Here is a 22,082-nt window from a genome sequence, read left to right on the forward strand (position 1 = left end):
CTCCGGTCATTCAAAGTTGCGACAGTAATGCGATGACTTCATCGATATCCCGGACGCTGTTACTGGCGTTGACGGACAAGCGTACGAAACGCTCATGCCCCTGCTTCAACATGAAGTACGGCGTATGCGACGCATACCCAGGCCAGCCGTTGACGCCGCGCGAGCGCAGGTAGGCGACCAGCTCCGTGGCCGGGCAGCGGGCATGGGTGAAGGCGATGATGCCCTGGTGCTGCGTGCCTGGGGCAATCAGGTTGATGCCGGGCATCGTCGCCAGCCGCTCGAACAGGTTGCGATAGCGTTCGGATTCCGTGCCGTAGGCCTTCGACAGACGCTCCTTGATCGCTTGGTTCAGCCCCACCACGGCGGCATTGTTGCGTTCGGCGTATTCAAAGCCGCGCGCATCCTCGAGCGTCCGATGGACCGTGCCATGCACATCCACGCTGGCCCGTCCCAGATCGGTGAAACGAGGCCGCGCGGTAGCCAGGAAACGCTCGGAAAGAAAGGCAAAGCCCGTGCCCCGTGGTCCGCAGAGGAATTTCCGGCCAGCGGCGGTCAGCACGTCACAACCGATGGCCTGCACATCCAGCGCCAGCATTCCCGCCGACTGGCAGGCGTCGACGAAATACAGGCAAGGAAAATCCCGCAGCAGGTTTCCCACCGCCGCGATGTCGTTCACGATGCCGCAGCAGGAAGGCACATGGACCACCGAGACCAGCTTGACCTGCGCACTCATGTGCCGGGCCAGCCAGTGCAGGTCCAGGTTGCCATCGGACAGCAACGGCATCACGTCGACCACCACGCCATGCAGGCGCTGCAGCGTAGACAGTGCGATCAGATTGCCCGCGTATTCATAGGGCGTGACCAGAACGCGATCGCCTTCGGACCAGGTCAGCGCCTCCAGCGCGGTCACCCAGGCCTTCGTCGCGCCGTCGAACAGCGCGATGTTGCGTGCAGAAGCCCCCAGCAGGCGGGCGATGTTTTCGTAGACCTCGACGTCCAGGACAGGCGAATGATTCAGCTCGGTCTCATAGGCGCCCGCCTCGACTTCCTCCTGCAAGTAGGCCTGCATCAGACTCAATGTCTCTGGGGACATGATGCCCGACCCCGCAGTGTTGAAATGGATCATCCATTACCCCTTTCGCCTTGAACCCAGGAAATAGAAAACACTGGCCGCGACCACGCACAGCGACAACACATGGAACATCGCCTGGGGCGCATACAGAGACAGCACGAATCCGCACAGCACAGGCCCCAGGGCCGCGCCCAGGTTGGAGAGGTTCTGCGCGCCGTAGTAAACGCCTCGCATGTCCTCCGGCGCGATGTAATCGATGAACAGGTACTCGGCCGGGATGATGATGATTTCACCCACGGTGAAAACGATCATCGCGACCACCCAGGCCATCCAGGCCTGTGCATGAGCGAACCCCATGAGCCCCGCGATGAAGAACGCCATGCCCAGCATCAGCATGCGGAACAGGTTCTTCTGGTGGATCCTGGAGCCGATCAGGTATTGCAAGCCAATCACCACGCAAGCGTTGGTGGTCACCAGGTAATTGATGATCCGGTAGGTGTTCTCGGGGGTGCTGGTGACGATCAGGTATTGCGACAGATAAGCCGTGAACTGTCCGAACACGATGGCACTGAGGACACCTCCGATGGTGAAGCAGACCAGCCGGTAATTGCGCACCAGATGGACCAGCACGCGGGCGAACGGCTGGTTCGTGCGCTCCGTCTGTCCTGCCCGCGGCAGCCGCGCACCCAGGCTGCTGTAGAACGCCACGAACCCCGCGCCGATGATCGCCGAGACCGCGAAGGGCATGCCGGGACTGATCTTGGCGAACAGCACGCCCAGGAACGGACCGATGGCGTAGCCGACGTTGGTCAGGGTGTATTTCATGGAAAACACGCCGCCGCGCTTGTCCGGCGTCACCAGGAAACCAATCCCCGATTTCACCGCGATATCCACCACCGCATAGGACAGGTTCACCACCACAATGGCAATGATGAACGGCACCAGGCTGCCGACCTGGAATGCCACGGCAAAGGCCAGGGCAAACAGGCTCGCGGCGGCCAGCAGGATCCGGTCGTTGGAAAACCTGTCCACCAGGAAGCCGCCATACACTCCCAGAACGGAACTGACGATCAACGCGCCGCCCACCACCAGGCCGATGTCGGTCACGCCCAGGCCGAACGCCTGGGAGAAATAGACCACCAGGTACGGCAAGGCCATGGCCCGGGCAATGGTCAGGACAAATGTTGCCGACAGCAACAACACCACCGGCCTGGTGTAGACCCTGGCTTCCCCCGACACGGTCAGCTCTCCCGACAGGTCCTTCATGCCAGCATGTCCCTGTACACGCCGGGCTCGTCTTCGCGCAGCAGTTCGATGCTGTGCTGAATGGCGGCGCGATCCTTGCCGAGAATGAAGACATGGCCAGGGCAGTTTTCCAGGGAGACGGTTTCCTTGAGCTCACCTTCGTCCTGGATCTTGATGCTGTGCACCCCGGCAATCGCCTTCCACCGCGCCAGCTCCGGCGCCCGCTTGATGAGCCCGGACTGTCGGGCGATCAGGAACACGCAACTGGAGTGGAAATAGAGCCTTTTGCGCGGCCGCTGACGGTAATCGAAGAAGGCCTCGGGATTGACCAACGAATCGATCCACAGGCTCAACTGGTTATGCCCCAGGGCCCGGGTGTAGGCCGACAGGTCGATACCGCCCGGCATGCGTGCGGCCGTTTCCAGCAACACCGGTTCGTCGTCGACGATCATCAGCTCGCTGTGACCGACGCCCTGGCGGATGCCCAGCGCATCGAGCACGGAAAAGATGTACCGCGACAGCCGACTGTAGACATCGGCGTTGTCCACCGGACACATCAGCTGGTTGTAGTCATGCACCGGCGAGTCGCCGATCCGGGTGCGAAAGACGCGGATGATTTCGCTGACATAGTGCTGGCCGTCGACGCTCACGGTATTGACGCAATACTCGATATCCACATCGCTGGACTTGCTCGCCGACAGCTCGGACTTGAAGTCGCAATTGTCCAGGTATTGCTGGACCAGGATTTCATCGTTGTCTTCGAGAAAGAGGTTGCGGCTCGACTTGATGATCTCGAACGCTCGCTCGACTTCGCTTTCCCGCGTGCAGATATGGATGTTGTCCGAGCCGGCGCTCTTGATCGGCTTCAAGACCACGGGCAGGATTTTCTGCTCCTTGATCCAGTCCTGGATCGCCGCCAGCGACCCCGATTTGAAATGCTTGATCGAACGCACCCCGGCCCGTTGCAGGGCCTCATGCATTTCGAACTTGTCGCGCCAGCGAATGGCATGGCTCGGGTCGTTCCGACGCTCGACTTCGAACAGCGCAGCCAGGTGAGCGGCCAGTTCGACACCGAACTCACAACCGGCCAGCACGAACTGCACCGAATATCCGGACAGGGCCTGGCGCAGCTCGGCATCCGAACGGTAGAGAATGTCCTTGATGAAATCGGCGGGACGGAACCAGGGCTTGTAGAACTCGTTGACGTTGGCGGTGGAACGCAGGTGTACGCACTCCAGCCCCCGGGAAATGAAAGCAGGCGCGATCAGGCTGCCGATCGAATAGGCATCGACGATCAGCACGACATTCTTCTTGTAGATCACTTGACCGTCTCCCGGGCCTGGCTCAGGGCTCGCACGGCATCCTTGATAATGCCGGCCGCCTTTTGGATATCGTCACGGGTGATGTTGATATGCGGCATGAAGCGCATCTCCCTGGCGTTGTAGGGCAGCCCGCCAACGCCCTGCTGGCGCAGATAGCCGGCGAACTGCACCGGGGCGGTCCCCAGGGCGGAAATGTCCAGGGTCACCATGTTGGTGCCCTTGTAGCGGGCCGGCGCTTGATCGATGTCGTCGAGCAGTCGATACAGCAACGCCGCGTGCTCGTGGTCTTCGGCCAGGCGTTCGACGTGGTTGTGCATCGCGTAGAGTCCGGCGGCGGCCATCATGCCGGCCTGGTGCAGGTCGCCCCCGAACCATTTGCGGTACTTCTTGGCCCGCTGTATCAGTTCCAGCGAGCCCACCATGATCGAACCGATCGGCGCTCCCAGGCCCTTGGACAGGCACATGGACAGGAGGTCGGCGTTGTCGGTATAGGACGTCACGTCGATGCCGGAGGCGATGGAGGCATGGAGAATCCGCGCTCCATCGAGGTAACGATAGGCCCCGATGCCCTGGGCGTAGGCGAAGACGTCGTTCATCTGTTGCAGGGGAAAGATCGCGCCGCCTTTGCACCCCAGCGTGTTCTCGATGACCACCACCCGGGGCAAGGCATAGTTCTGGCTCCAGCGGCATTTGGAGGCGTAGAGCCTTTCCAGGTCGCTGACATCGAACAGCCCGCTGTCGTGGGTCGATAGCGAGAAGTTGACCCCGGAAAAAGCCGATGTCGAGGCAGATTCATAGAAATTGATGTGGTAGGACGCATCCAGGAAGATCTCATCGCCCGGATTCGTCATGGCCTTGACCGCCAACTGGTTGCTCAACGTACCGCCAGAGGTGAAAAGCGCCGCCTCCTTCTGGAAGTACTGGGCGCAGTATTCTTCCAGGGCTCGTACGGTCGGGTCTTCGCCGAAGCAATCGTCCCCCACTTCCGCCTGATAGATCGCCTTGCGCATGCCTTCCGTTGGCTTGGTGACCGTATCGCTTCTGAGATCGATAAACATGAGGGCTTCCTTAGTAACCTGCGCCAAAGACAATGCGGGAGGGATCGTAGAAATCGGCCAAGGCCTCGAGGACGTTTTCAGGCGACTCCGCCAATCGGTGCAGGAAGTGCAGGTACCAGCTGTCGCCATAAACCGCCGCTATCCGGCAGGCCACCCCCGCCTCCCTGGCTTTGCGCAACGCCTCGGGCTGCACACCGTGGAGCATCTCCAACTCGTGAATCCGGGTGTGCAGGCCCTGGTCGAAGATGCGCTGGATCAGGCCTGGGTCCTGGGTCGCACAACTGACCGGGACCCCGGCATCCAGGATATCGGCGAGCAGTTTCAGATAGCGCTCATCAAGTTCCGCACCGCGAGGAAGAGCAACTTCAGGCGCTTCGTTATAGACACCCTTGACCAACCTGATCTTGCGACCATGACCAATGATGGCCGGCAGATCATTTACCGTCCTATGCAAATGGGCTTGAACAGTAAGGCCGACATTTGAATGGTCGGGGGCCAGTTTGGAATATATCTCCAGGATCTTATCGACCGCGGAGGAATGTTCCATGCTGATCATCACTGGAATATTATGTTCCGCAGCGGCGGACAAGATAGTGGCTGCGTTGCGATAAGCAGTTTCCGCGGATATGAGCATACCCACGGCGCTTAAATCGAAACCTAACTGGGGAGTTAATTTGGCCTTGGCGAAAACCTGAATGGATTTCAAGTATTCATCGACAAAGGCCTGGACCACTCGCGGATCATGGTTTTCTTCGCCGACATATTCGACACCCAGCCTGTAACCCTTGTCCCAGAGCAGTTTCAACTTTTCAGGAAGCCCGTCCAGGCTGGACGAAACGATGTAGCGCTGCGCGGCGCGCTCAAATAACCTGAAGAATAACGAGTCCCTATTGAAGGCATCTCGACATTCCTGATTGAGTGCCAATTTTTTTAGGCCGGCAGCCGTAAGTACGCATGTATCCTGCGAAGGCATGGGTATCGCTCCTTGATATGTAGTGCTCGTCCTGAGCGCCGAGTATTGTGCAACGATTTTTGTCTGTCAACCCTCGAATAATAATGGCCCGCTCCAATTCTCCAAAGTTTCATATATATATGAAACTCGGGAATAACGGAGCGAACCCAACATTAAATATTATTTATTACAGCTTCACGAAACGTCGGACGCTCATATTGTCCCCGCCGCGGTTCAGGCGGGGACAAGCATCAGGCAATGGTTATTGAGGCTTGCGGTAGCTGTTCACGATGGCCGAGAAATCCTTGCCACCCTCGCCGCGCTGGCTCATCGCCTGATACAGCTGTTGTGCCACCGCCCCCAACACCACCGGTTGATGAGCCTGCCGCGCAGCCTCGGTGGCCAGGCCCAGGTCCTTGAGCATGAGGTCGGCCCCGAAACCGCCAGTGTAGCCACGCGAGGCCGGCGCCGTTTCGATCACCCCCGGCCAAGGGTTGTAGGTATCCGAACTCCAGCAACGTCCGGTGGAACTGTTGATGATGCCCGCCAGCACCTGGGTGTCGATGCCCAGGGCATCGCCCAGGGCCATGGCCTCGCTGACCCCCACCATCGAGATGCCCAGCAGCAGGTTGTTGCAGATCTTGGCGATCTGCCCGGTCCCGACCTCGCCACAATGCACGATGTTACGGCCCATCTGAGCCAGCACCGGCTGCAAGGTGGCGAACAGTTCGGCGGTGGCGCCGACCATGAACGTCAGCGTGCCAGCTGCCGCGCCTCCGGTACCACCCGAGACGGGCGCATCGGCCATGGGCACGCCTTGCCTGGCGGCTGCGGCAGCGACATCACGTGCGGTCTGCGGGTCGATGGTGCTGCAATCCACTGCCGGAGTGCCGGTGGCAATCCCCGCCAGCACGCCGTCCTCACCCAGCCAGACACTGCGCACATGGGCGGCGGCCGGCAGCATGGTAATCACCAGCGCAGCGCCCTGGGCCGCATCGCGAGGCGAGGTGCTGATGGTGCCACCCAGCGCCGCCAGTTCAGCCAGCACCGTCTGGTTCAGGTCGAACAGGTTCAGCGAATGGCCAGCCTTGAGCAGGTTGCGCGCCATCGGGGCGCCCATGTTGCCCAGACCGATAAATGCGATGTTCATGTCCGGCTCCTTAACGCAGGTTGATGGTGGTGTTCACACCGTCATTGACGCTGTCGTCGTCGAACCAGCGGGCGGTGACGGTCTTGGTCTGAGTGTAGAACTGCACCACCTGTTTGCCGTACGGACCGAGGTCGCCAAGCTTCGAACCGCGGGAGCCGGTGAAGCTGAAGAACGGCACCGGAACCGGAATCGGGATATTGATCCCCACCTGGCCCACGTCGATTTCGCTCTGGAATTTACGCGCCGCCGCACCGCTCTGGGTGAACAGCCCCGTGCCGTTGCCGAATGGGTTGGCGTTGACCAGGGCAATCGCCTGATCCAGGGTGTCAACTTCCAGCACCACCAGCACCGGACCGAAGATTTCCTCGGTGTAGATACGCATGTCGGTGGTCACGCCGGAAAACAGGGTCGGGCCGACAAAGTTGCCCTGCTCGAAGCCCGGCACGCTGATGTCGCGACCGTCGAGTTCCAGCTTCGCGCCTTCGTTCACGCCGCTCTCGATCAACTCGAGAATCCGCGCCTTGGCCCGCTTGGAAATCACCGGACCGATGTCGGTGCCCGGCTCGCTGCCCGCATTGACCTTGAGCTTCTGTGCCAGGGCCTTGAGTTCTGGCAGCCATTGCCTGGCCGCGCCCACCATCACCACCACGGAAGTGGCCATGCAGCGTTGGCCCGCCGCACCGAAACCGGCACCGACCAGGGCATTGAGGGTTTGTTCGCGATTGGCATCCGGCAGCACCACGGCGTGGTTCTTGGCGCCCATCATCGATTGCACACGCTTGCCATGGCGCCCCGCCAGCTCATACACATGAGTACCGACCGCCGTGGAACCGACGAAGGAAACCGCCTTGATGTCCTTGTGGGTGCACAGCGCATCCACCACGTCCTTGCCACCATGCACCACATTGAGCACGCCGGCCGGCACGCCGGCTTCGATCGCCAGCTCCACCAGCAACATGGTCGACAGTGGATCCTGTTCCGACGGCTTGAGGACGAAGGTGTTGCCGCAGGCAATGGCCATCGGGAACATCCACAGCGGAATCATCGCCGGAAAGTTGAATGGAGTAATCCCGGCACACACGCCGATGGGCTGGCGCAAGGTGTAGGTATCGACGCCGCCGGCGACGTTCTCGGCGAACTCGCCCATCTGCAGGGTGCCGATGGAACAGGCATGCTCGACCACTTCCAGGCCGCGAAAAATATCGCCCTCGGCATCCGCCAGGGTCTTGCCCTGCTCGGCGCTGAGCACCGCGGCAATGCGTTTCGAATGCTCGCGAATCAATGCCTGGAGCTTTAGCATGATGCGCATCCGCGCGCCGATGGGCGTCAGCTTCCAGGTCTGGAACGCGCGCTGGGCCGCGGCAATGGCGGACTCGACCTCCGTCGCGGTGGCGAACGGGACTTTCGCCAGCACCTGCTGGGTGGCCGGGTTGATGATGTCGTGCCATTCATTGGAGCGGGATTCGACCCACTCGCCATCGATCAACAGTTTGACGGTTTGCAGGGTGGTGTCGCTGGGCGTGAGGGAAACGTTCATGCTGGCCTCCGGATTGTTCTTGTAGGGAGCGCTGTTTCGAGCAAAGGCCAAGGTATGCAGAGACCTTGGTGATGAGACGGTTTTTGGAGTATAGATGTGCAAACTTCTAATAAGAACGCACATAAAAACCGGTCCATCATGCAAAAAAACATCACCTCCCTGGGGTCGCTGAATTGGGACGACCTCAAGTTCTTCCTGGAAGTGGCCCGCACCCGCAAGGCCAGCACGGCGGCCAAACGCCTCGCTGTCGACTACACCACGGTGTCGCGTCGCATCAGCTCGCTGGAAACCTCACTGGGAACGCTGCTGTTTGAAAAATCCCGGACCAACGGTTTCGTGCTCACCGCCGAAGGCCTGCGCCTGCTCAGCTACGCCGAGTCCATCGAGAGCACCCTGCACATGGCCTGCGAGCAGGTTTCGGGGTCTGGCGTCGCATTGTCCGGCCACGTGCGCATGGGCTGCACCGAGGGCTTCGGCAGTTTCTTCATCACGCCGCAACTGAGCCACTTCGTCGATGCCTACCCGGCCATTTCGGTGGACATCCTCCCGCTGCCGCACTTCATCAGCCTCTCCAAGCGAGAAGCCGACATCGTCATCGCGCTCGAGCGCCCCGAACACGGCCCGTACGTGTGTTGCAAGTTGTGTGATTACCGCTTGCAGCTCTACGCTACCCAGTCGTATCTCGATAATCACCCACCCATCCAGCGCCCGGCGGATCTGGGCAAGCATTCGTTCATCAGTTACGTCGACGACCTGGCATTCAGTTCCGAGCTGCTCTACCTGGCGAATGTCCTGCCTGGGGCCAATGCCCATCTGCGCAGCACCAGCGTGATCGCGCAGTACGTGGCGGCGCAGCAAGGGCGCTCCTTGGCGATCCTGCCGTGCTTCCTCGCCGCCCAGGATCCAGACCTGCTGCCCGTGCTACCGGAGGAAATCAACGTCACCCGGCAGTTCTGGATGTACTGCCGGGAGGATCTGCGCAAGTTGAAGCGGATCACCTTGTTGTGGGATTACATTCGCGAAGTGACCGAACAGAACCGGTCGCTGCTGATGGGAGACAGCCGGGAGATGGTGTTCGCCGACTAGTCGGCGATGACCACGATGGCGACTCGACGGTTCTCGGTACGCCCGCTGGCCGTGTCATTGGAGGCCACTGGCTTGCTGCTGCCCAGGCCGCGCAGCTGGATATTCTCTTCGCGCATGCCGACACTGGTCAGGACCTTGCCGACGCTGTTGGCGCGCCGTATCGACAATTGTTCGTTATACGCCTGGGAGCCAGATGCGTCGGTGTGGCCATCGACGCGTACCCGTTCGATGCCAGCCCCCAGCAGGGCCTTGCCAATCCGCTCGACGATCTCGGTACTGGCCGGGTTGAGGGTTTCCACGTCGCTGCCGAACAACACCTTGCCCGACAGGCCGAACGCCCAACCCTCATCGGTCAGTTTGAAGCCTTGCTCCTTCAGTACGGTGATTTGCGCCGGAGTCAGCCCTTTCGGCGGTGTGGTCTGGCAACCACCCATGGCCAGGATGGCCATGAACAGAAATACGAAGGACCGTCGCAGGCTGGATTGGAAAAATGAACGCACGGATTGGCTCCTGATTGTGGTTAAGCAACGGGGTGCTCCGCCCCCGACGAATGTCGCCCTCCCCGGGCGAGACGCTTGGCCTGGTACATCGCTGCATCGGCGGCATGCAACAAGGCGCCTGGAGTGGTGCCATGCTCGGGATACACCGCAATGCCGATGCTCAGGGAAGTCAGCACCGAGGCATTGCCGGGCAACTGGATCGGCATTTCCATGCTGGCGATGATTTTCTCAGCGATCATTTCGGCATCCTCCAGCTTGTGCAACGGCGAGAGCAGCACGGCAAATTCATCCCCGCCCAGCCGCGCCACCAGGTCATCCTCACGCAACTGCGCCCGGACCCGGGTTGCCACAGCCGTCAGCACCGCATCTCCCGCAGCGTGACCAAAATTGTCGTTGATCCCCTTGAACCGATCACTGTCCAGGTACAGCACGGCCACTTGCTCGTCGAGCTTGCTGGCGTTACGCAGGGCGCGAATCAGCCGGCCTTCGAAATACGCCCGGTTGGGCAATCCGGTCAGGCTGTCGTGACTGGCCTGGTGGGCCAGGCTTTCGTTTTCGCTTTGCAGGTGGGTCTGCCAGGATTCGAGTTCGGCGAGCAGTGCATTGAAGTCATTGCCCAGGTTATCCAGTTCAGCGATGGCGGCCGGTGGTACCCGCCGGTCCAGGGCCCGCTCGCTGCGCGCGGCGTGGGCCACTTCCGCCAGGCAACGCAAAGGGCCGGTAATCGCCCGCAACTGACGCCGGGCCAGGTACAACGCCATCCATGCACTGACCGCCGTGCAGAGGATGATCCCCGCCAGGCCGCTGAGCAGGAAGCGCAACAGGCTGCCGCCGTGTCCCGCCAGCAGGACGCTGCCGATGGCCTGGCCCTGGTGAACAATAGGCAGGCTGATGGGCTTCTCCAGGAAGGCCTTGGCGATGTGCATTTCCAGATCAGACAACAAGCCGGTTTCCGGTCGTTGCCAGCGCGCCAGCAAGCGACCGTGTTCATTGAACACCTGGGCGTCGGCCACCTCTTCGGTGCTGGCGATCAAGGCCAGCGCTTCGGTGGCGGCAGCCGAGTCATCGAACACCACGGCCGCTTCCACGGTGTAGTTGATCGAACGCGCGATCAGGTGCAGGTTGTGGTCGGCGTATACCCGCAGCGCCAGGACACCGAGCAAGGTCAGGGAAATGCTGGCCATGGCGATCGCCACCAACGCGACGATCAAGTGACCGCGCCCGATGACCGAGCCCAGGGTAGGAAGAATCCTTGGGGTGGACAGGCTCATGGTGCCGCCGGCCTGCGTCGGGAAAGCTGCAAGACACTGGGATGGATACGCACGCCGCTGCGTGCCACGGAATCGAGATTGACCTCGAACGACACCTGCTCGTCACCCACCCGCAGGCAGAAGAGACTGCCCACGGTGCATGGGTCGCCTCCTTCGCTGATGCTCAAGACCGGCTTGCCGATCAAGGAGGCGTACAGACGGGTGCGCTCCTCGCTGGTGAGCCGTCCCACATAGACCGCGTTACAGTCGGTCGCGATGCCGGGATGATCTGCCAACAGACGCTGGACGGTGACCGGTCGGCCCGTGGCCTGGGCGGTCCCCTTGACCAGGTCATCGGTATATTGGGTCGGCCCGACGATGCACAGTTGCAACTGCGTGGGCTCCACCGGCCATCGGGCGTAGCTGAGAATGCCCAATACCACCTGGGTCACCGACTCGGCTCGCTGTTCAGCCCTGGTCGTGGTTGCCTGATCCTGAGCAGCGATCACAGGCGGCAACAGGCCCAGAAGACTGGCAAGCAAGTAATGCTTCCAACCCTTGCTGCGCGCCGCCTCTCGACCAGCCACATCCATGAAGAATCTCTTGTCGGTCCGATAAATGCCGGAACGATAGCACAGTGCCAAAAACCCAGCGAGACAGCGTCCTACGTCTCTTCTGACAGAAGCAGGCAGAATCGCGACCGACCTAAGAAAGCCGAATCATTCAGTCGTCCCGGTCCAGATCCAGCATCAACCCGCTCAGCCGCTTGACCTTGCGCCGAACCGCTTCCTCGAACACGCCCGCCCGGGGTTCGATCAGGCTGAACCACTGCTTGGCACGGGTAATGGCCGTGTATACCAACTCCTTGGTCAACACAGGGTTCAGCGCATCCGGAAGGATCAAGGCCGTATGGGTGAACTCCGAGCCCTGGGACTTGTGCACCGTCATGGCATAGACGGTTTCCACGTCATTCAAGCGGCTGGGCAGGACAAAACGCACACCACCTCGCCCATCGTTACGAGGGAATGCGACCCGCAGGACCTGCTTGCCCGCCTCCGGCCCCTCACGCTCGGGCAACCTGAGGGCAATGCCGATATCACCGTTCATCAGCCCCAGCCCGTAATCGTTGCGAGTCATCAACACCGGGCGCCCTTCGTACCAGTGATGATCGCTGTCGATAAGACGGGCCTTGAGCAACGCGGCAGTGATCCGCTGGTTCAACCCTTCGACACCCCACGGGCCCTTGCGCACGGCACAGAGCAACTGGAAAGCATCGAATGCCGACAGGACTTCCCGAGCCCAGTCGGCCCAGCAATGGTCGTCCAAGGGGCGGGAAGTGTCCGGGCGCCGTTGTCGCAACACATTCAAGTAGTGTCGGTACCCCTGGGGGCCCTCCGTGCGCCCCTCGAGCAGCAAGCGCTCCAGCCCATCATCGTGCTCCCCCTTCAGCGCCAGGGAGAACAGATCGGCATACTGCTTGCCCTGCAGGAGCTGGCGAGCCTTTTCGGCTTGCTGCTGGTTGACCCAGCGAGCCAGTTGGCCGATACCACTGCCCTCGCCGAAGCGTCGTGAATGCCTGAGCATGACCACTTGCTGGGCCAACGGATGGGTGCCGTCGAGGTCCTGCTGCAGATCACTGGTCGCCAGGTTCTCGCCGCTGACCGATTCAAGCCAGGCCCGAGTCCGGGGCGTGTACCAGCCCTCTTCGGCGTCTCGACACAAGTCCCCCAGGACCGCACCGGCCTCCACCGAGGCCAGTTGATCCTTGTCTCCCAACAGCACCAGACGGGCCTGGGCCGGCAATGCATCCAGCAGATTGGCCATCATCTCCAGGTCGATCATGGAGGCCTCATCGACCACCAGCACATCCAATGGCAACCGGTTACCCGCATGGTGGCGGAAATGACGGGTCCCGGGCCGACTGCCCAACAGACGGTGGACGGTGGTCACGTCGCAGGGAATGCGCTCGCGTACGGCGGCGCTCACCTCCAGGCTCAGGACCTGCTGGCTGATGGACTCCGTCAGGCGTGCCGCGGCCTTGCCGGTGGGCGCGGCCAGGCGAATGCGCAGCGGCTTGCCGGCCTCGACGGCGGGTGCCTGGAGTAAGGCCAGCAAGCGCACGACAGTGGTGGTCTTGCCGGTTCCCGGCCCTCCGGTAACGATGCTGAAGGCGCCGCGGGTGGCCAAGGCACAGGCAAGTTTCTGCCAATCGATCGCCCCCGGGCCGGCAGCCGTCCCGAACAAGCCATCCAGACGCTCGCGCAGATCATCGGGCGCCGCGTCCCGCTCGGCAAGCCGTTGCCGCAGCGCCTCGTCGATCCGCCGCTCATAGCTCCAGTAACGACGCAGGTAAAGCCGTTTACCTGACAACACCAGCGGGCGCTGCCTTGCCTCCTCGCTCTGGTCCGCAGCCAGGGCCACCAGACGGCTGGAGGCCAGGGTTCTGCACCATTGAGCCCCGTCCAGGGTTTGCAGTAACTGTGAAGGCAACAGCATTGCCCCGGCCTGCAGGTCGCCCTCGGGGGGTAGCGACAGGGCAAAATCCGGTTCCTTGAGTGTTTCGTACAGGTCCAGGCAGACATGCCCATGCCCCAGCTGATGACTGGTGAGCGCGGCGGCGAGCAGCACCAGTGGATCATCGTCGGGCGCCAGCTCCTGGAGGAACGCGACGAACGCCTTGTCCAAGGCACGCAACCATCCTCGCTCGACCCAACGGGTCAGCAGCCGCAACAGGTCATCGGCACGACTCAGGGGCGACAGCTCTACCGGGCTGTCGTCGTCGGAGGTGCCGGGCAGCAGATCGGCGAAAGAACGACTCATAGCAATTCTCCCTGTACCCATGCCGGCTCGGCCTTGGGCTCGGGTACGCCCTGGAACAGACGATCCAGTTGTTCGATCAAGGCTCGAGCAGGCCTGGTGAAATACACGCCCTGACTGGTGGCGCGGGTGCCACGAAGAAACAGGTACAACGCGCCGCCGACATGGCGGTCGTAGTCATAATCGGGCAGGCGCGCCTTGAGCTGGCGGTGCAGCGCCAGCAGGTACAGCACGTATTGCAGATCGTAGCGATTATCCAGGATCGATTGCTCCATCGCCTGCGAGGTATAGGCCGCGTCATCGGCCCCCAGCCAGTTGGATTTGTAGTCCGCCACGTAATAACAACCGTCGTGCTCGAACGTCAGGTCGATGAACCCCTTGAACATGCCGTTGAGCAGCACGGGTTCCGCGGCGACGCGGGCCACGCCACCGTGGGTGAACTGGCAGACCAGTTGATCCAGCTTGAGAACATCGACCTTGTGGCTGGCGAACCAGAATTCCATTTCGACCTGGAACTGGTCCAGATGCGCGAGCACCACGGGCGCCTGGTTGCTGCCAATCTGCAAAGGCAGGGCCACGAGGTGTTGCAGCCAGTCATTCAGCGTCGTGATCCAGCCTTTCCAGCCTCGACGATTGCAACGCCGGGCAATGACGTCTTCGATGACCGAGGGCGCAGCCGCGAATCCTTCGCCCGCGATCCACTCCAGAAGACCATGAAGGAAGGTGCCCGGGTTGGGGCCACGGGGAAAACGATGGATATCGCCGCCAGCAACGGCAACTGCCCTTGGAGCCTCCGGATCGAGTCGCTCGTCGTCGAACAGTTTCTGGGCTTGTGGGTCCTCCGGCGCGGCGTCACTGCCCGCACTCAGGCTTTCACCGATACGTAGCGCACTGTAGGAGGCAATCCACCAGTTCTCGCTGGCTTTGCGGGCAGGCTTGAGCGGTTCGCGCAATACCGCCTCACTGCGTGGAGGCTGGTAATGCTCGTCGGTCGCCAGGGGCATCTCCTGGCAACTCACGGTCGCGCTGCCTTGTTGCAGGTCTTCCAGCCAGCGCTTCAGCTCCACCGAGTCGGCCAGCGGCGTTCCGCCACCCAGCAGATAGCCCAACGCGGACAAATGCAGGATCGAGGTGTTGTTACTCCCTCGCTTGAGATCGGCGACACCCAGCCAACAGGCATGCTGGGCACGGGTAAGTGCCACGTAGAGAAGACGCAGGTCCTCGGCCAGGCGCTCCTCGTCGGCCCTGGCAATCAACTCGACGGTGGGCCTGAGACTGACCTGCGCCCTTCCCGATTCATCGTGGTAGTGCAGAGGCAAGCGGGTACCATCCACCGGCTTGGTCGAACAGATGAACGGAAGAAACACCAGCGGGTATTCAAGCCCCTTGGACTTGTGGATCGTAACCACCTTGACCAGTTGCTCATCGCTTTCCAGGCGCAGGATCTGCTCCTCTGCGGCCTGTCCGGACAACGCCAGGTGCTCCGACAGGTGTCGAATGAGGGCCTGTTCACCATCCAGCTCTCCGGCGGCCTGCTGCAGCAGTTCGCACAGGTGCAGCAGGTTGGTCAGTACCCGCTCACCGTCGCTGCGCGCCATCAACGCCTGGGGCAGCTCGAAGTCATGCAGCAGCCGCCGGAGCATGGGCAGTACCCCCTGGGTCCGCCAAACCGTGCGATAGCCACGGAATTGCATGACCCGGGCTTCCCATACCAACTCGTCCTGGTTGAGCCGCTCCAGCTCCGTCAACGGCAGGTTCAAGGTAATGCTGGCCAGCGCAGCCCGCAGCGGCCGTTCGACATCGGGCTCGGCGCAGGCTTTGAGCCAGATCAGCAGGTCGCGCGCCTCCTGCGAGGCAAAGACCGAATCCTTGTCCGATAGATAGACACTGCGCACGCCCCGTGCGGACAGCTCATCTCGCACGGCCTGCGCTTCCTTGCCGTCGCGCACCAGGATGGCAATGTCTGCAGGCAACAACCGACGGAGTCCGCTTTCAGGGTCCATGAAGCCATTGCGACCGGCCTGGCCCCCATTGAGCAACCCCGTGATTGCACTGGCACAGGCCGCCGCCATGTTCTGTCGATACACCGCGCCGGAAAGCGGTTGTTCCGATGGCAGGTGCCAGATGTTCATTGCCGTGACGGCCTGGCCCGCAATCTGCAGGAACTCGTTGCGCCCTTGTGACTCGACGGGCAAAAACGGCACCGGATTGTTCCCGGAAGCCTCACGAAACAGGAACGCTCCACGCCCCTGCGGACGAGATTCGGCGTATTGGAAAACATGGTTTACCGCACCCACCATGGCATGGCTGGAACGGAAATTCGTCCCCAGCGTATGCAACCTGCCGGCGGTGGCTACTCGGGCCCGCAGGTAAGTGTGGATATCGGCGCCGCGAAAGGCATAGATGGCCTGTTTCGGGTCACCGATCAGGAACAGGCCGGTTTCAGGGTTGTTGCCTTCGATACGGTAGATGCTTTCGAAGATCCGGTATTGAACCGGGTCGGTATCCTGGAACTCATCGATCAGCGCAACTGGAAACTGTTCACGGATCAGGCTCGCCAGGCGCTCGCCGCCTTCGGCCTGCAGCGCCGCATCCAGACGCAGCAGCATGTCGTCGAACCCCATCTCTGCGCGTCGGCGTTTCTCCGCCTCGAAACGCGCCCCAACCCATTGCGCCGCATGTTGCAACACTGCGGCATCCGGAGTAGGCAAGGCTTCCAGGCTGGCCTTGAGACCGACCATGGCGTCCAGTCCTGGATGACTGGGCACCTCTCCCTTCCAGGCCTGCGCCATGCCCTCGGGCGTCAGCCGGGTGAAGCCGGTGCCGATGTCCAACAACTCGACGCTTTCGTCCTCTACCCAGGCAGAAATCTTCTGGAACCAAGGCTCGAAGTAGCGAGCCTGCATCTTGCGCGCATCGACAAGCTTGTTGGCAACACCTTGCTGGCAGATTTCCAGCAGTTCCACCGCCCATTGCCGCCAGGGTGCCTTGAGATCGAGCAAGGCAGCACTGCGCTCGCGTAGCGATGCGGCGATGAGCTCGGCCGGCTCGGGTCCCTCGCCATTGCCATGCTCGCTGGCGAACAGTCCCTTCACTCGCGGCAACAGGGAAGCCGGTCCACCCCAATGGGCCCGCACCCAGTTCAGCGCCTCGCCTTGCATTGAATAACAGAACATCCGCCAGTAGTCGCGCAACACCTCGCCGAGCAACTCGCTGTGGTCGGTTTCCAGGGTCTGGGTAAACAGGCTGCCGCTGTCGAAAGCATGCTCGCGCAGCATGCGCTGGCACCAGCTGTGAATGGTCGAAACCGCGGCTTCGTCCATCCATTGCGCGGCGATGTCCAGCCGATTGGCGCAGGCAGGCCAATGCTCCTCGGCAAATTCGCCGCGCAACTGGACGATCAGTGAGTCCGGGGCCGGTATCTCGTCACGAAAGAAACGTGCCGCTTCGGCCAGGCGAGTACGGATACGCTCACGCAGCTCCTTGGTAGCGGCGTCTGTAAAGGTCACCACCAGGATCTGTGGAGGAAGCAGCTCGCGACCAAACCCGGTCGCCGGTCCACCATGACCCAGTACCAGGCGCAGGTATAACGCCGAGATGGTAAAGGTCTTGCCAGTACCGGCGCTGGCCTCGATCAACTGGCTTCCATGCAGGGGAAACGCCAGGGCCAACGGTGTCTGCCGGCTCATGAGCGTGCCTCCTCGCCAGCCGCCGAACGCCATGGAGCCTCGAACAGCGGCCGATAAAGCGCATTGCACCAGTCGGGAAACGTTTCCTCAGCCATCAGGGCTTCGAAGTCGGCAAATTGCCGGGCCAGGGCAGGACTCTCCCGTCGCTCGCCTTCAGAGTTCTGCCCATCGCCTTCGTAGGTTTTCCGAGCAGCCGCCATGGCCTTGACCGGCTCGGGCTGGCCAAGCCAGGCAAAGGCAGTCTTCACCGCGACCGGCAACGGTTGGCGCATGCCGGCCTGCCAGGCCTGTAACAGATCTCCAAGCAATCTTTGAGCGACAGTTTCTTCAAAAGGCGGCAATAGCAGGCTGTCATCGCTGGCCACCAGTGCGGTAGTCATCGACAAGCCATTGGCGCATGCCACCAGGTGGTTTACCCAGGGTCGGATGAGACGATGCCATTTACGAGTCTTCGCAGAGCCGATGCTGTTGGGTATTGCAGTAATGGCAAGGACGGCGCCATCGGAACGCTGGTGCAGGCCACTAAGCCATCCTTCGACACTCACTCCCTGCAACTGAAGGCTGACCGGCACGGCGCTGGTCAGTGGTACAGGCCATGACGCGAGGATCTGCTGATAACGCTGGAGCAAGTCAGGCAAGGGCTCGATCAGCTCGCGCTGCAGGCATTCACCAAAACCGGCCATTGGTAACAGGCCGCTGTTCTGAAGCCTCCTGGCGTGGGCCGAAAGGGCGAGATCCGGCTGATCCATACGTGCCAGGGCAGCCTCCAGTAAACTGTCACTCAGGCTGTAGCGTTCAAGGGCATCGAGAACGAAAGGCTCGTCATCGGCCAGCGGAGCCTCGATGGTCTCGAAGAACACCTTGAGTCGTTGGCTGAAGAAATGGCGGACGGGGTTGCGCATGAAATCCTGCAACTGTCCGAGGCTCAGGGGTTCTTCCTGCACATATGGCTCCAGTAAAGGCGGGCTGAGAGCCGTGTTGCGATCGCCGTGCAGCAACCGCCATTCGCTGGCATAACTGAACAACTCATCGCCCTGGAGAAAATAACGGGCACTGAAGGGTTGCAGAGGGTGCTCCAGGGTCAGCGCCTCGAGAAGATCCTCACCAGTACCCCCCAGCCGCCAGCCACTGGCGATGTGATCGCGCAATTGTCCTATCAGCACTGATGCCGGTCGTTCGCTGTTGTCGCGAATACTGCGCCCCACCCAACTGATGTAGAGTTTTTCCCGGGCCGAGAGCAGCGCTTCCAACAACAGGTAACGATCATCCTCACGCCGGGAACGATCGCCCGGACGATAGTCGCTGCCCATGAGATCGAAATCCAACGGCGGCTGGGCCCGTGGATAATCGCCATCGTTCATCCCCAGCAGGCAAACCAGCTTGAAAGGGATTGCCCGCATTGGCATCAGCGTGCAGAAGTTCACCGCTCCGGCGAGAAAACGCTGGGACAGTCGCCCCTGGTCAAGGCCTGCCAGCCAGGCTTCACGCACCACGGTCAGCGGCAGCTCATCCTGCAGACCAACCGACTCGCAGGTTTCCAGCCAGTTTTCGCGCAGGTCTTCGAGCTGGGCCAGCAGATGATCCTCATGCTCGTTACCCGCCAGGAAAAACAGCTGCATCAGGTCGTGCAAACGCGCCCCCCATGTCTGCGGCGCTGCTGGCTGAGTAAGCGCCTGATGAGCGACTTCCAGAGCATCCAGCAAGGCGACCAACGGGCCGATCAACGCCGCATCGAGGCCGCCGATTTCATCGTAAGGTTCAATTCCCTCATAGGCATCCGAACTGCCAACGGCATACCCCAGCAACATACGACGCAGACCAAAACGCCAGCTGTTCTGCTCAAGCTCCGCGGGCAGTCCCAACGCGGCACGATGATCGGCACTCATGCCCCAGCGAATACCCGCGCCCTCGATCCACCGATGCAGGGTCGGCAAATCGGCTTCATCGATACCGAAACGCCCGCGCAGTGCCGGGACATCCAGCAAATCCAGGATCTCACTTACAGGAAAGCGACTATCGGGCAGCTTCAGCAGATGCTCGACAGCAATCAGCAAGGGATCCCTTCCGCGCTGCCCCTGGTCGGTCAGGGTGAACGGAATGAAACGTGGATCCGTCCTGTCGAGCTGGCCGAACACGGCGCGGATATGCGGTGCATAACTGTCGATATCCGGAACCATGACGATGATATCCCGGGGACGCAACGTAGGATCCGCACTGAAATGAGCCAGCAACTGGTCATGAAGAATCTCGACCTCACGCTGGGCACTGTGGGCCACATGAAACCGAATGGACCCGTCTCGCCCTGTATCCACGGCGGGCCACGTTGCGCGGGTTTCATCCAAGGGGCGCAACTCAAGAATGTCATCCTGCAACTGATTGAGGAGCGTCGTGGGATTGCCTTCGCTGAACAGGTCGATTCGTCCATCTCGAAAAACAGAACGATAACTGTTGGGATCGTCGTAACTGTCGAGCAGGTTGATATAGTCGCGCCCTTGCTTGCCCCAGGCTGCCAATAAAGGATGAGCGTGCTGATGCAGAGTTTGCGGATCGAGAACGGCAGGCATACCGGCCCTTCGCGCCTGACGCTTGTATTGATGCCGTAGCAGGTCCTTGTCAGCCACGATATCCGCCCAATGATGGCGGCAGGGATTATGGACACACAGCAGCACCTGGCTGAACCGTGACAGACCGGCGAGCGCCTCGAGGGCCTGGGCGGGTAGCGAAGAAATGCCGAACACGATGACCCGGCTTGGAAGGCCTTTGGGTGGGCTCTCCAAGCTGTTGATCCGTTCGATATATCGTTGATGCACGCCAGCACGGCTTTGAGCCATGCCTTGCTCTCCCACATCCAGTAGCAAGGCTCGCCACAGTTCGGCCTGCCAGCAATTGGCCGGTGCAAGCGCCTTGGCTTCACCACGCACATTTCTCGTTTGATGTCGGCCCTCTGCCCAATCCTCAAGCCAATCGGCACGGTACACCTGGTATTGATCGAACAGGTCGGCAAGGCGCTCGGACAACTGGTAACGCTTGCGCAGGTCGGTGTCGTGGGTCAGAAAACGGCGCAGTGGCTCGAAATGAGGCTGCTCGATCAATTGCGGCAGGAGACGCATTAGTCGCCAGGTCAACGGGGCCTTGTCGAGCAGGGAATTGGCGGGAATTTCGTCACGTCCCAAAACCGTACGATAGAGATGCCACATGAAGCTGCCTGGTAACTGCACATCGATGGCAGCTGCGATACCGCAGCCACCGCTACCATCATCTTCCGGATCCTCAGCCAATGCGAGCTTGAGCCACTGGGCAATGCCGTTGCTTTGTACGAGTGCGATTTCATTTTCAAGAGGGGCCAGCGGATACCGCCGCATCAAGCTGATGACCAGACTGCGCAACTCATCCAGGCGATTTCCGTGAACCACCATGAAAGCAGGGCTGAGGGACGTTGCGTCCGGCATAGAAGGCATCCTTGGAAAGAGCATAAGCTAGGGCCGAACCTTAGCACTGTCGGGCAGTTGTGACAGCCGGGAACGGTCCGCGTCTGTCGTAAGAACTTTCCTGGAGGCAAAACAAAACCCCTACCTGCATCAGCAGATAGGGGTTTCGGAATTTAATCTTGACGATGACCTACTCTCACATGGGGAAACCCCACACTACCATCGGCGATGCATCGTTTCACTTCTGAGTTCGGGATGGGATCAGGTGGTTCCAACGCTCTATGGTCGTCAAGAAATTCGGTAGCCAGCGCGTGCCTTACGGTCACGTTCCAGCGAATGGGTATGCGATAGTTTGTGTGTTGCTTGCAAGCACGTTCGAACTTTCGGTTCGTTTCGTCTTCACAACACCGCAATCTGGTCTCTGTCGAGTCGACAGATTGCTTGGGTGTTATATGGTCAAGCCTCACGGGCAATTAGTACAGGTTAGCTCAACGCCTCACAGCGCTTACACACCCTGCCTATCAACGTCGTAGTCTTCGACGGCCCTTCAGGGAGCTCAAGGCTCCAGTGAGATCTCATCTTGAGGCAAGTTTCCCGCTTAGATGCTTTCAGCGGTTATCTTTTCCGAACATAGCTACCCGGCAATGCCACTGGCGTGACAACCGGAACACCAGAGGTTCGTCCACTCCGGTCCTCTCGTACTAGGAGCAGCCCCTCTCAAATCTCAAACGTCCACGGCAGATAGGGACCGAACTGTCTCACGACGTTCTAAACCCAGCTCGCGTACCACTTTAAATGGCGAACAGCCATACCCTTGGGACCGGCTTCAGCCCCAGGATGTGATGAGCCGACATCGAGGTGCCAAACACCGCCGTCGATATGAACTCTTGGGCGGTATCAGCCTGTTATCCCCGGAGTACCTTTTATCCGTTGAGCGATGGCCCTTCCATACAGAACCACCGGATCACTAAGACCT

14 protein-coding genes and 2 rRNA genes (1 of these 16 only partly in view) are annotated in these 22,082 nt (G+C 60.9%); 1 reads left to right on the top strand and 15 read right to left on the bottom strand.

Annotated elements, in window-relative coordinates; translation table 11 throughout:
• Nucleotides 1–10 precede the first annotated feature (10 nt).
• The 7 genes from BW992_RS03600 to BW992_RS03630 form a co-directional block, all read right to left on the bottom strand.
• Nucleotides 11–1,126 (bottom strand): aminotransferase class V-fold PLP-dependent enzyme, encoded by a 1,116-nt coding sequence (locus BW992_RS03600; protein ID WP_072432059.1) that lies wholly within the window; start codon nucleotides 1,124–1,126, stop codon nucleotides 11–13.
• Nucleotides 1,127–1,129: 3 nt separating this feature from the next.
• Nucleotides 1,130–2,338: an MFS transporter gene (locus BW992_RS03605; protein WP_072388691.1), complete on the bottom strand. Its 1,209-nt coding sequence runs from the start codon at nucleotides 2,336–2,338 to the stop codon at nucleotides 1,130–1,132.
• Nucleotides 2,335–3,639, bottom strand: coding sequence for a hypothetical protein (locus BW992_RS03610; RefSeq protein WP_072388693.1), 1,305 nt, complete (start codon nucleotides 3,637–3,639; stop codon nucleotides 2,335–2,337). Before BW992_RS03610 ends, BW992_RS03605 begins: the two co-directional genes overlap by 4 nt.
• On the bottom strand, nucleotides 3,636–4,697 hold the full coding sequence (locus tag BW992_RS03615) for a threonine aldolase family protein (protein ID WP_076405620.1): 1,062 nt from the start codon (nucleotides 4,695–4,697) through the stop codon (nucleotides 3,636–3,638). Before BW992_RS03615 ends, BW992_RS03610 begins: the two co-directional genes overlap by 4 nt.
• Nucleotides 4,698–4,707: 10 nt before the next feature.
• Nucleotides 4,708–5,670 carry a proline dehydrogenase family protein gene (locus tag BW992_RS03620; protein ID WP_076405622.1) on the bottom strand — a complete coding sequence of 321 codons (963 nt, stop codon included), beginning with the start codon at nucleotides 5,668–5,670 and terminating at the stop codon, nucleotides 4,708–4,710.
• 241 nt (nucleotides 5,671–5,911) lie between these two features.
• The gene (gene mmsB, locus BW992_RS03625) at nucleotides 5,912–6,799 is read right to left on the bottom strand and encodes a 3-hydroxyisobutyrate dehydrogenase (RefSeq protein WP_072388700.1); all 888 of its coding nucleotides are present in this window, start codon (nucleotides 6,797–6,799) and stop codon (nucleotides 5,912–5,914) included.
• A 10-nt stretch (nucleotides 6,800–6,809) separates the two neighbouring features.
• Nucleotides 6,810–8,336: a CoA-acylating methylmalonate-semialdehyde dehydrogenase gene (locus tag BW992_RS03630; RefSeq protein ID WP_072388702.1), complete on the bottom strand. Its 1,527-nt coding sequence runs from the start codon at nucleotides 8,334–8,336 to the stop codon at nucleotides 6,810–6,812.
• A gap of 138 nt (nucleotides 8,337–8,474) precedes the next feature.
• Here BW992_RS03630 and BW992_RS03635 point away from each other — a divergent pair, with 138 nt between their 5' ends.
• A complete protein-coding gene (locus BW992_RS03635; protein WP_072388704.1) occupies nucleotides 8,475–9,422 on the top strand; it encodes a LysR family transcriptional regulator in 948 nt (315 codons plus the stop codon).
• Here BW992_RS03635 and BW992_RS03640 read toward each other — a convergent pair.
• The 8 genes from BW992_RS03640 to BW992_RS03675 all read right to left on the bottom strand — a co-directional run.
• Entirely contained in the window at nucleotides 9,419–9,871 is a 453-nt protein-coding gene (locus tag BW992_RS03640; RefSeq protein WP_083568919.1) for an OmpA family protein, read from the bottom strand. The two genes, BW992_RS03635 and BW992_RS03640, sit on opposite strands and share 4 nt — an antisense overlap.
• A 71-nt stretch (nucleotides 9,872–9,942) precedes the next feature.
• Nucleotides 9,943–11,193 carry a diguanylate cyclase domain-containing protein gene (locus BW992_RS03645; RefSeq protein WP_072388708.1) on the bottom strand — a complete coding sequence of 417 codons (1,251 nt, stop codon included), beginning with the start codon at nucleotides 11,191–11,193 and terminating at the stop codon, nucleotides 9,943–9,945.
• On the bottom strand, nucleotides 11,190–11,765 hold the full coding sequence (locus tag BW992_RS03650; RefSeq protein WP_072388710.1) for a YfiR family protein: 576 nt from the start codon (nucleotides 11,763–11,765) through the stop codon (nucleotides 11,190–11,192). The genes BW992_RS03645 and BW992_RS03650 overlap by 4 nt, the downstream gene beginning before the upstream one ends.
• A 130-nt stretch (nucleotides 11,766–11,895) precedes the next feature.
• Nucleotides 11,896–13,992 (bottom strand): exodeoxyribonuclease V subunit alpha, encoded by a 2,097-nt coding sequence (gene recD / locus BW992_RS03655; protein ID WP_076405624.1) that lies wholly within the window; start codon nucleotides 13,990–13,992, stop codon nucleotides 11,896–11,898.
• On the bottom strand, nucleotides 13,989–17,678 hold the full coding sequence (recB, locus tag BW992_RS03660; RefSeq protein ID WP_076405626.1) for an exodeoxyribonuclease V subunit beta: 3,690 nt from the start codon (nucleotides 17,676–17,678) through the stop codon (nucleotides 13,989–13,991). The genes recD and recB overlap by 4 nt, the downstream gene beginning before the upstream one ends.
• Nucleotides 17,675–21,127 (bottom strand): exodeoxyribonuclease V subunit gamma, encoded by a 3,453-nt coding sequence (recC, locus tag BW992_RS03665; RefSeq protein WP_076405628.1) that lies wholly within the window; start codon nucleotides 21,125–21,127, stop codon nucleotides 17,675–17,677. The genes recB and recC overlap by 4 nt, the downstream gene beginning before the upstream one ends.
• A 156-nt stretch (nucleotides 21,128–21,283) precedes the next feature.
• A 5S ribosomal RNA gene (rrf, locus tag BW992_RS03670) occupies nucleotides 21,284–21,399 on the bottom strand.
• Between the two features lie 159 nt (nucleotides 21,400–21,558).
• Nucleotides 21,559–22,082 (bottom strand): 23S ribosomal RNA (locus tag BW992_RS03675); it runs 2,368 nt beyond the window's last position.

Origin of the sequence: Pseudomonas sp. 7SR1 (genome assembly GCF_900156465.1) — a bacterium.
Taxonomy (GTDB): domain Bacteria; phylum Pseudomonadota; class Gammaproteobacteria; order Pseudomonadales; family Pseudomonadaceae; genus Aquipseudomonas.

Excerpts from the sequence above, each read along its gene's own strand:
- BW992_RS03600 (WP_072432059.1), bottom strand. The coding sequence starts at position 1,126 with ATGATCCATTTCAACACTGCGGGGTCGGGCATCATGTCCCCAGAGACA.
- BW992_RS03630 (WP_072388702.1), bottom strand. The coding sequence starts at position 8,336 with ATGAACGTTTCCCTCACGCCCAGCGACACCACCCTGCAAACCGTCAAA.
- BW992_RS03635 (WP_072388704.1), top strand. The coding sequence starts at position 8,475 with ATGCAAAAAAACATCACCTCCCTGGGGTCGCTGAATTGGGACGACCTC.
- recB (WP_076405626.1), bottom strand. The coding sequence starts at position 17,678 with ATGAGCCGGCAGACACCGTTGGCCCTGGCGTTTCCCCTGCATGGAAGC.
- BW992_RS03650 (WP_072388710.1), bottom strand. The coding sequence starts at position 11,765 with ATGGATGTGGCTGGTCGAGAGGCGGCGCGCAGCAAGGGTTGGAAGCAT.
- recC (WP_076405628.1), bottom strand. The coding sequence starts at position 21,127 with ATGCCGGACGCAACGTCCCTCAGCCCTGCTTTCATGGTGGTTCACGGA.
- mmsB (WP_072388700.1), bottom strand. The coding sequence starts at position 6,799 with ATGAACATCGCATTTATCGGTCTGGGCAACATGGGCGCCCCGATGGCG.
- BW992_RS03620 (WP_076405622.1), bottom strand. The coding sequence starts at position 5,670 with ATGCCTTCGCAGGATACATGCGTACTTACGGCTGCCGGCCTAAAAAAA.
- BW992_RS03645 (WP_072388708.1), bottom strand. The coding sequence starts at position 11,193 with ATGAGCCTGTCCACCCCAAGGATTCTTCCTACCCTGGGCTCGGTCATC.
- recD (WP_076405624.1), bottom strand. The coding sequence starts at position 13,992 with ATGAGTCGTTCTTTCGCCGATCTGCTGCCCGGCACCTCCGACGACGAC.
- BW992_RS03615 (WP_076405620.1), bottom strand. The coding sequence starts at position 4,697 with ATGTTTATCGATCTCAGAAGCGATACGGTCACCAAGCCAACGGAAGGC.
- BW992_RS03605 (WP_072388691.1), bottom strand. The coding sequence starts at position 2,338 with ATGAAGGACCTGTCGGGAGAGCTGACCGTGTCGGGGGAAGCCAGGGTC.
- BW992_RS03640 (WP_083568919.1), bottom strand. The coding sequence starts at position 9,871 with ATGGCCATCCTGGCCATGGGTGGTTGCCAGACCACACCGCCGAAAGGG.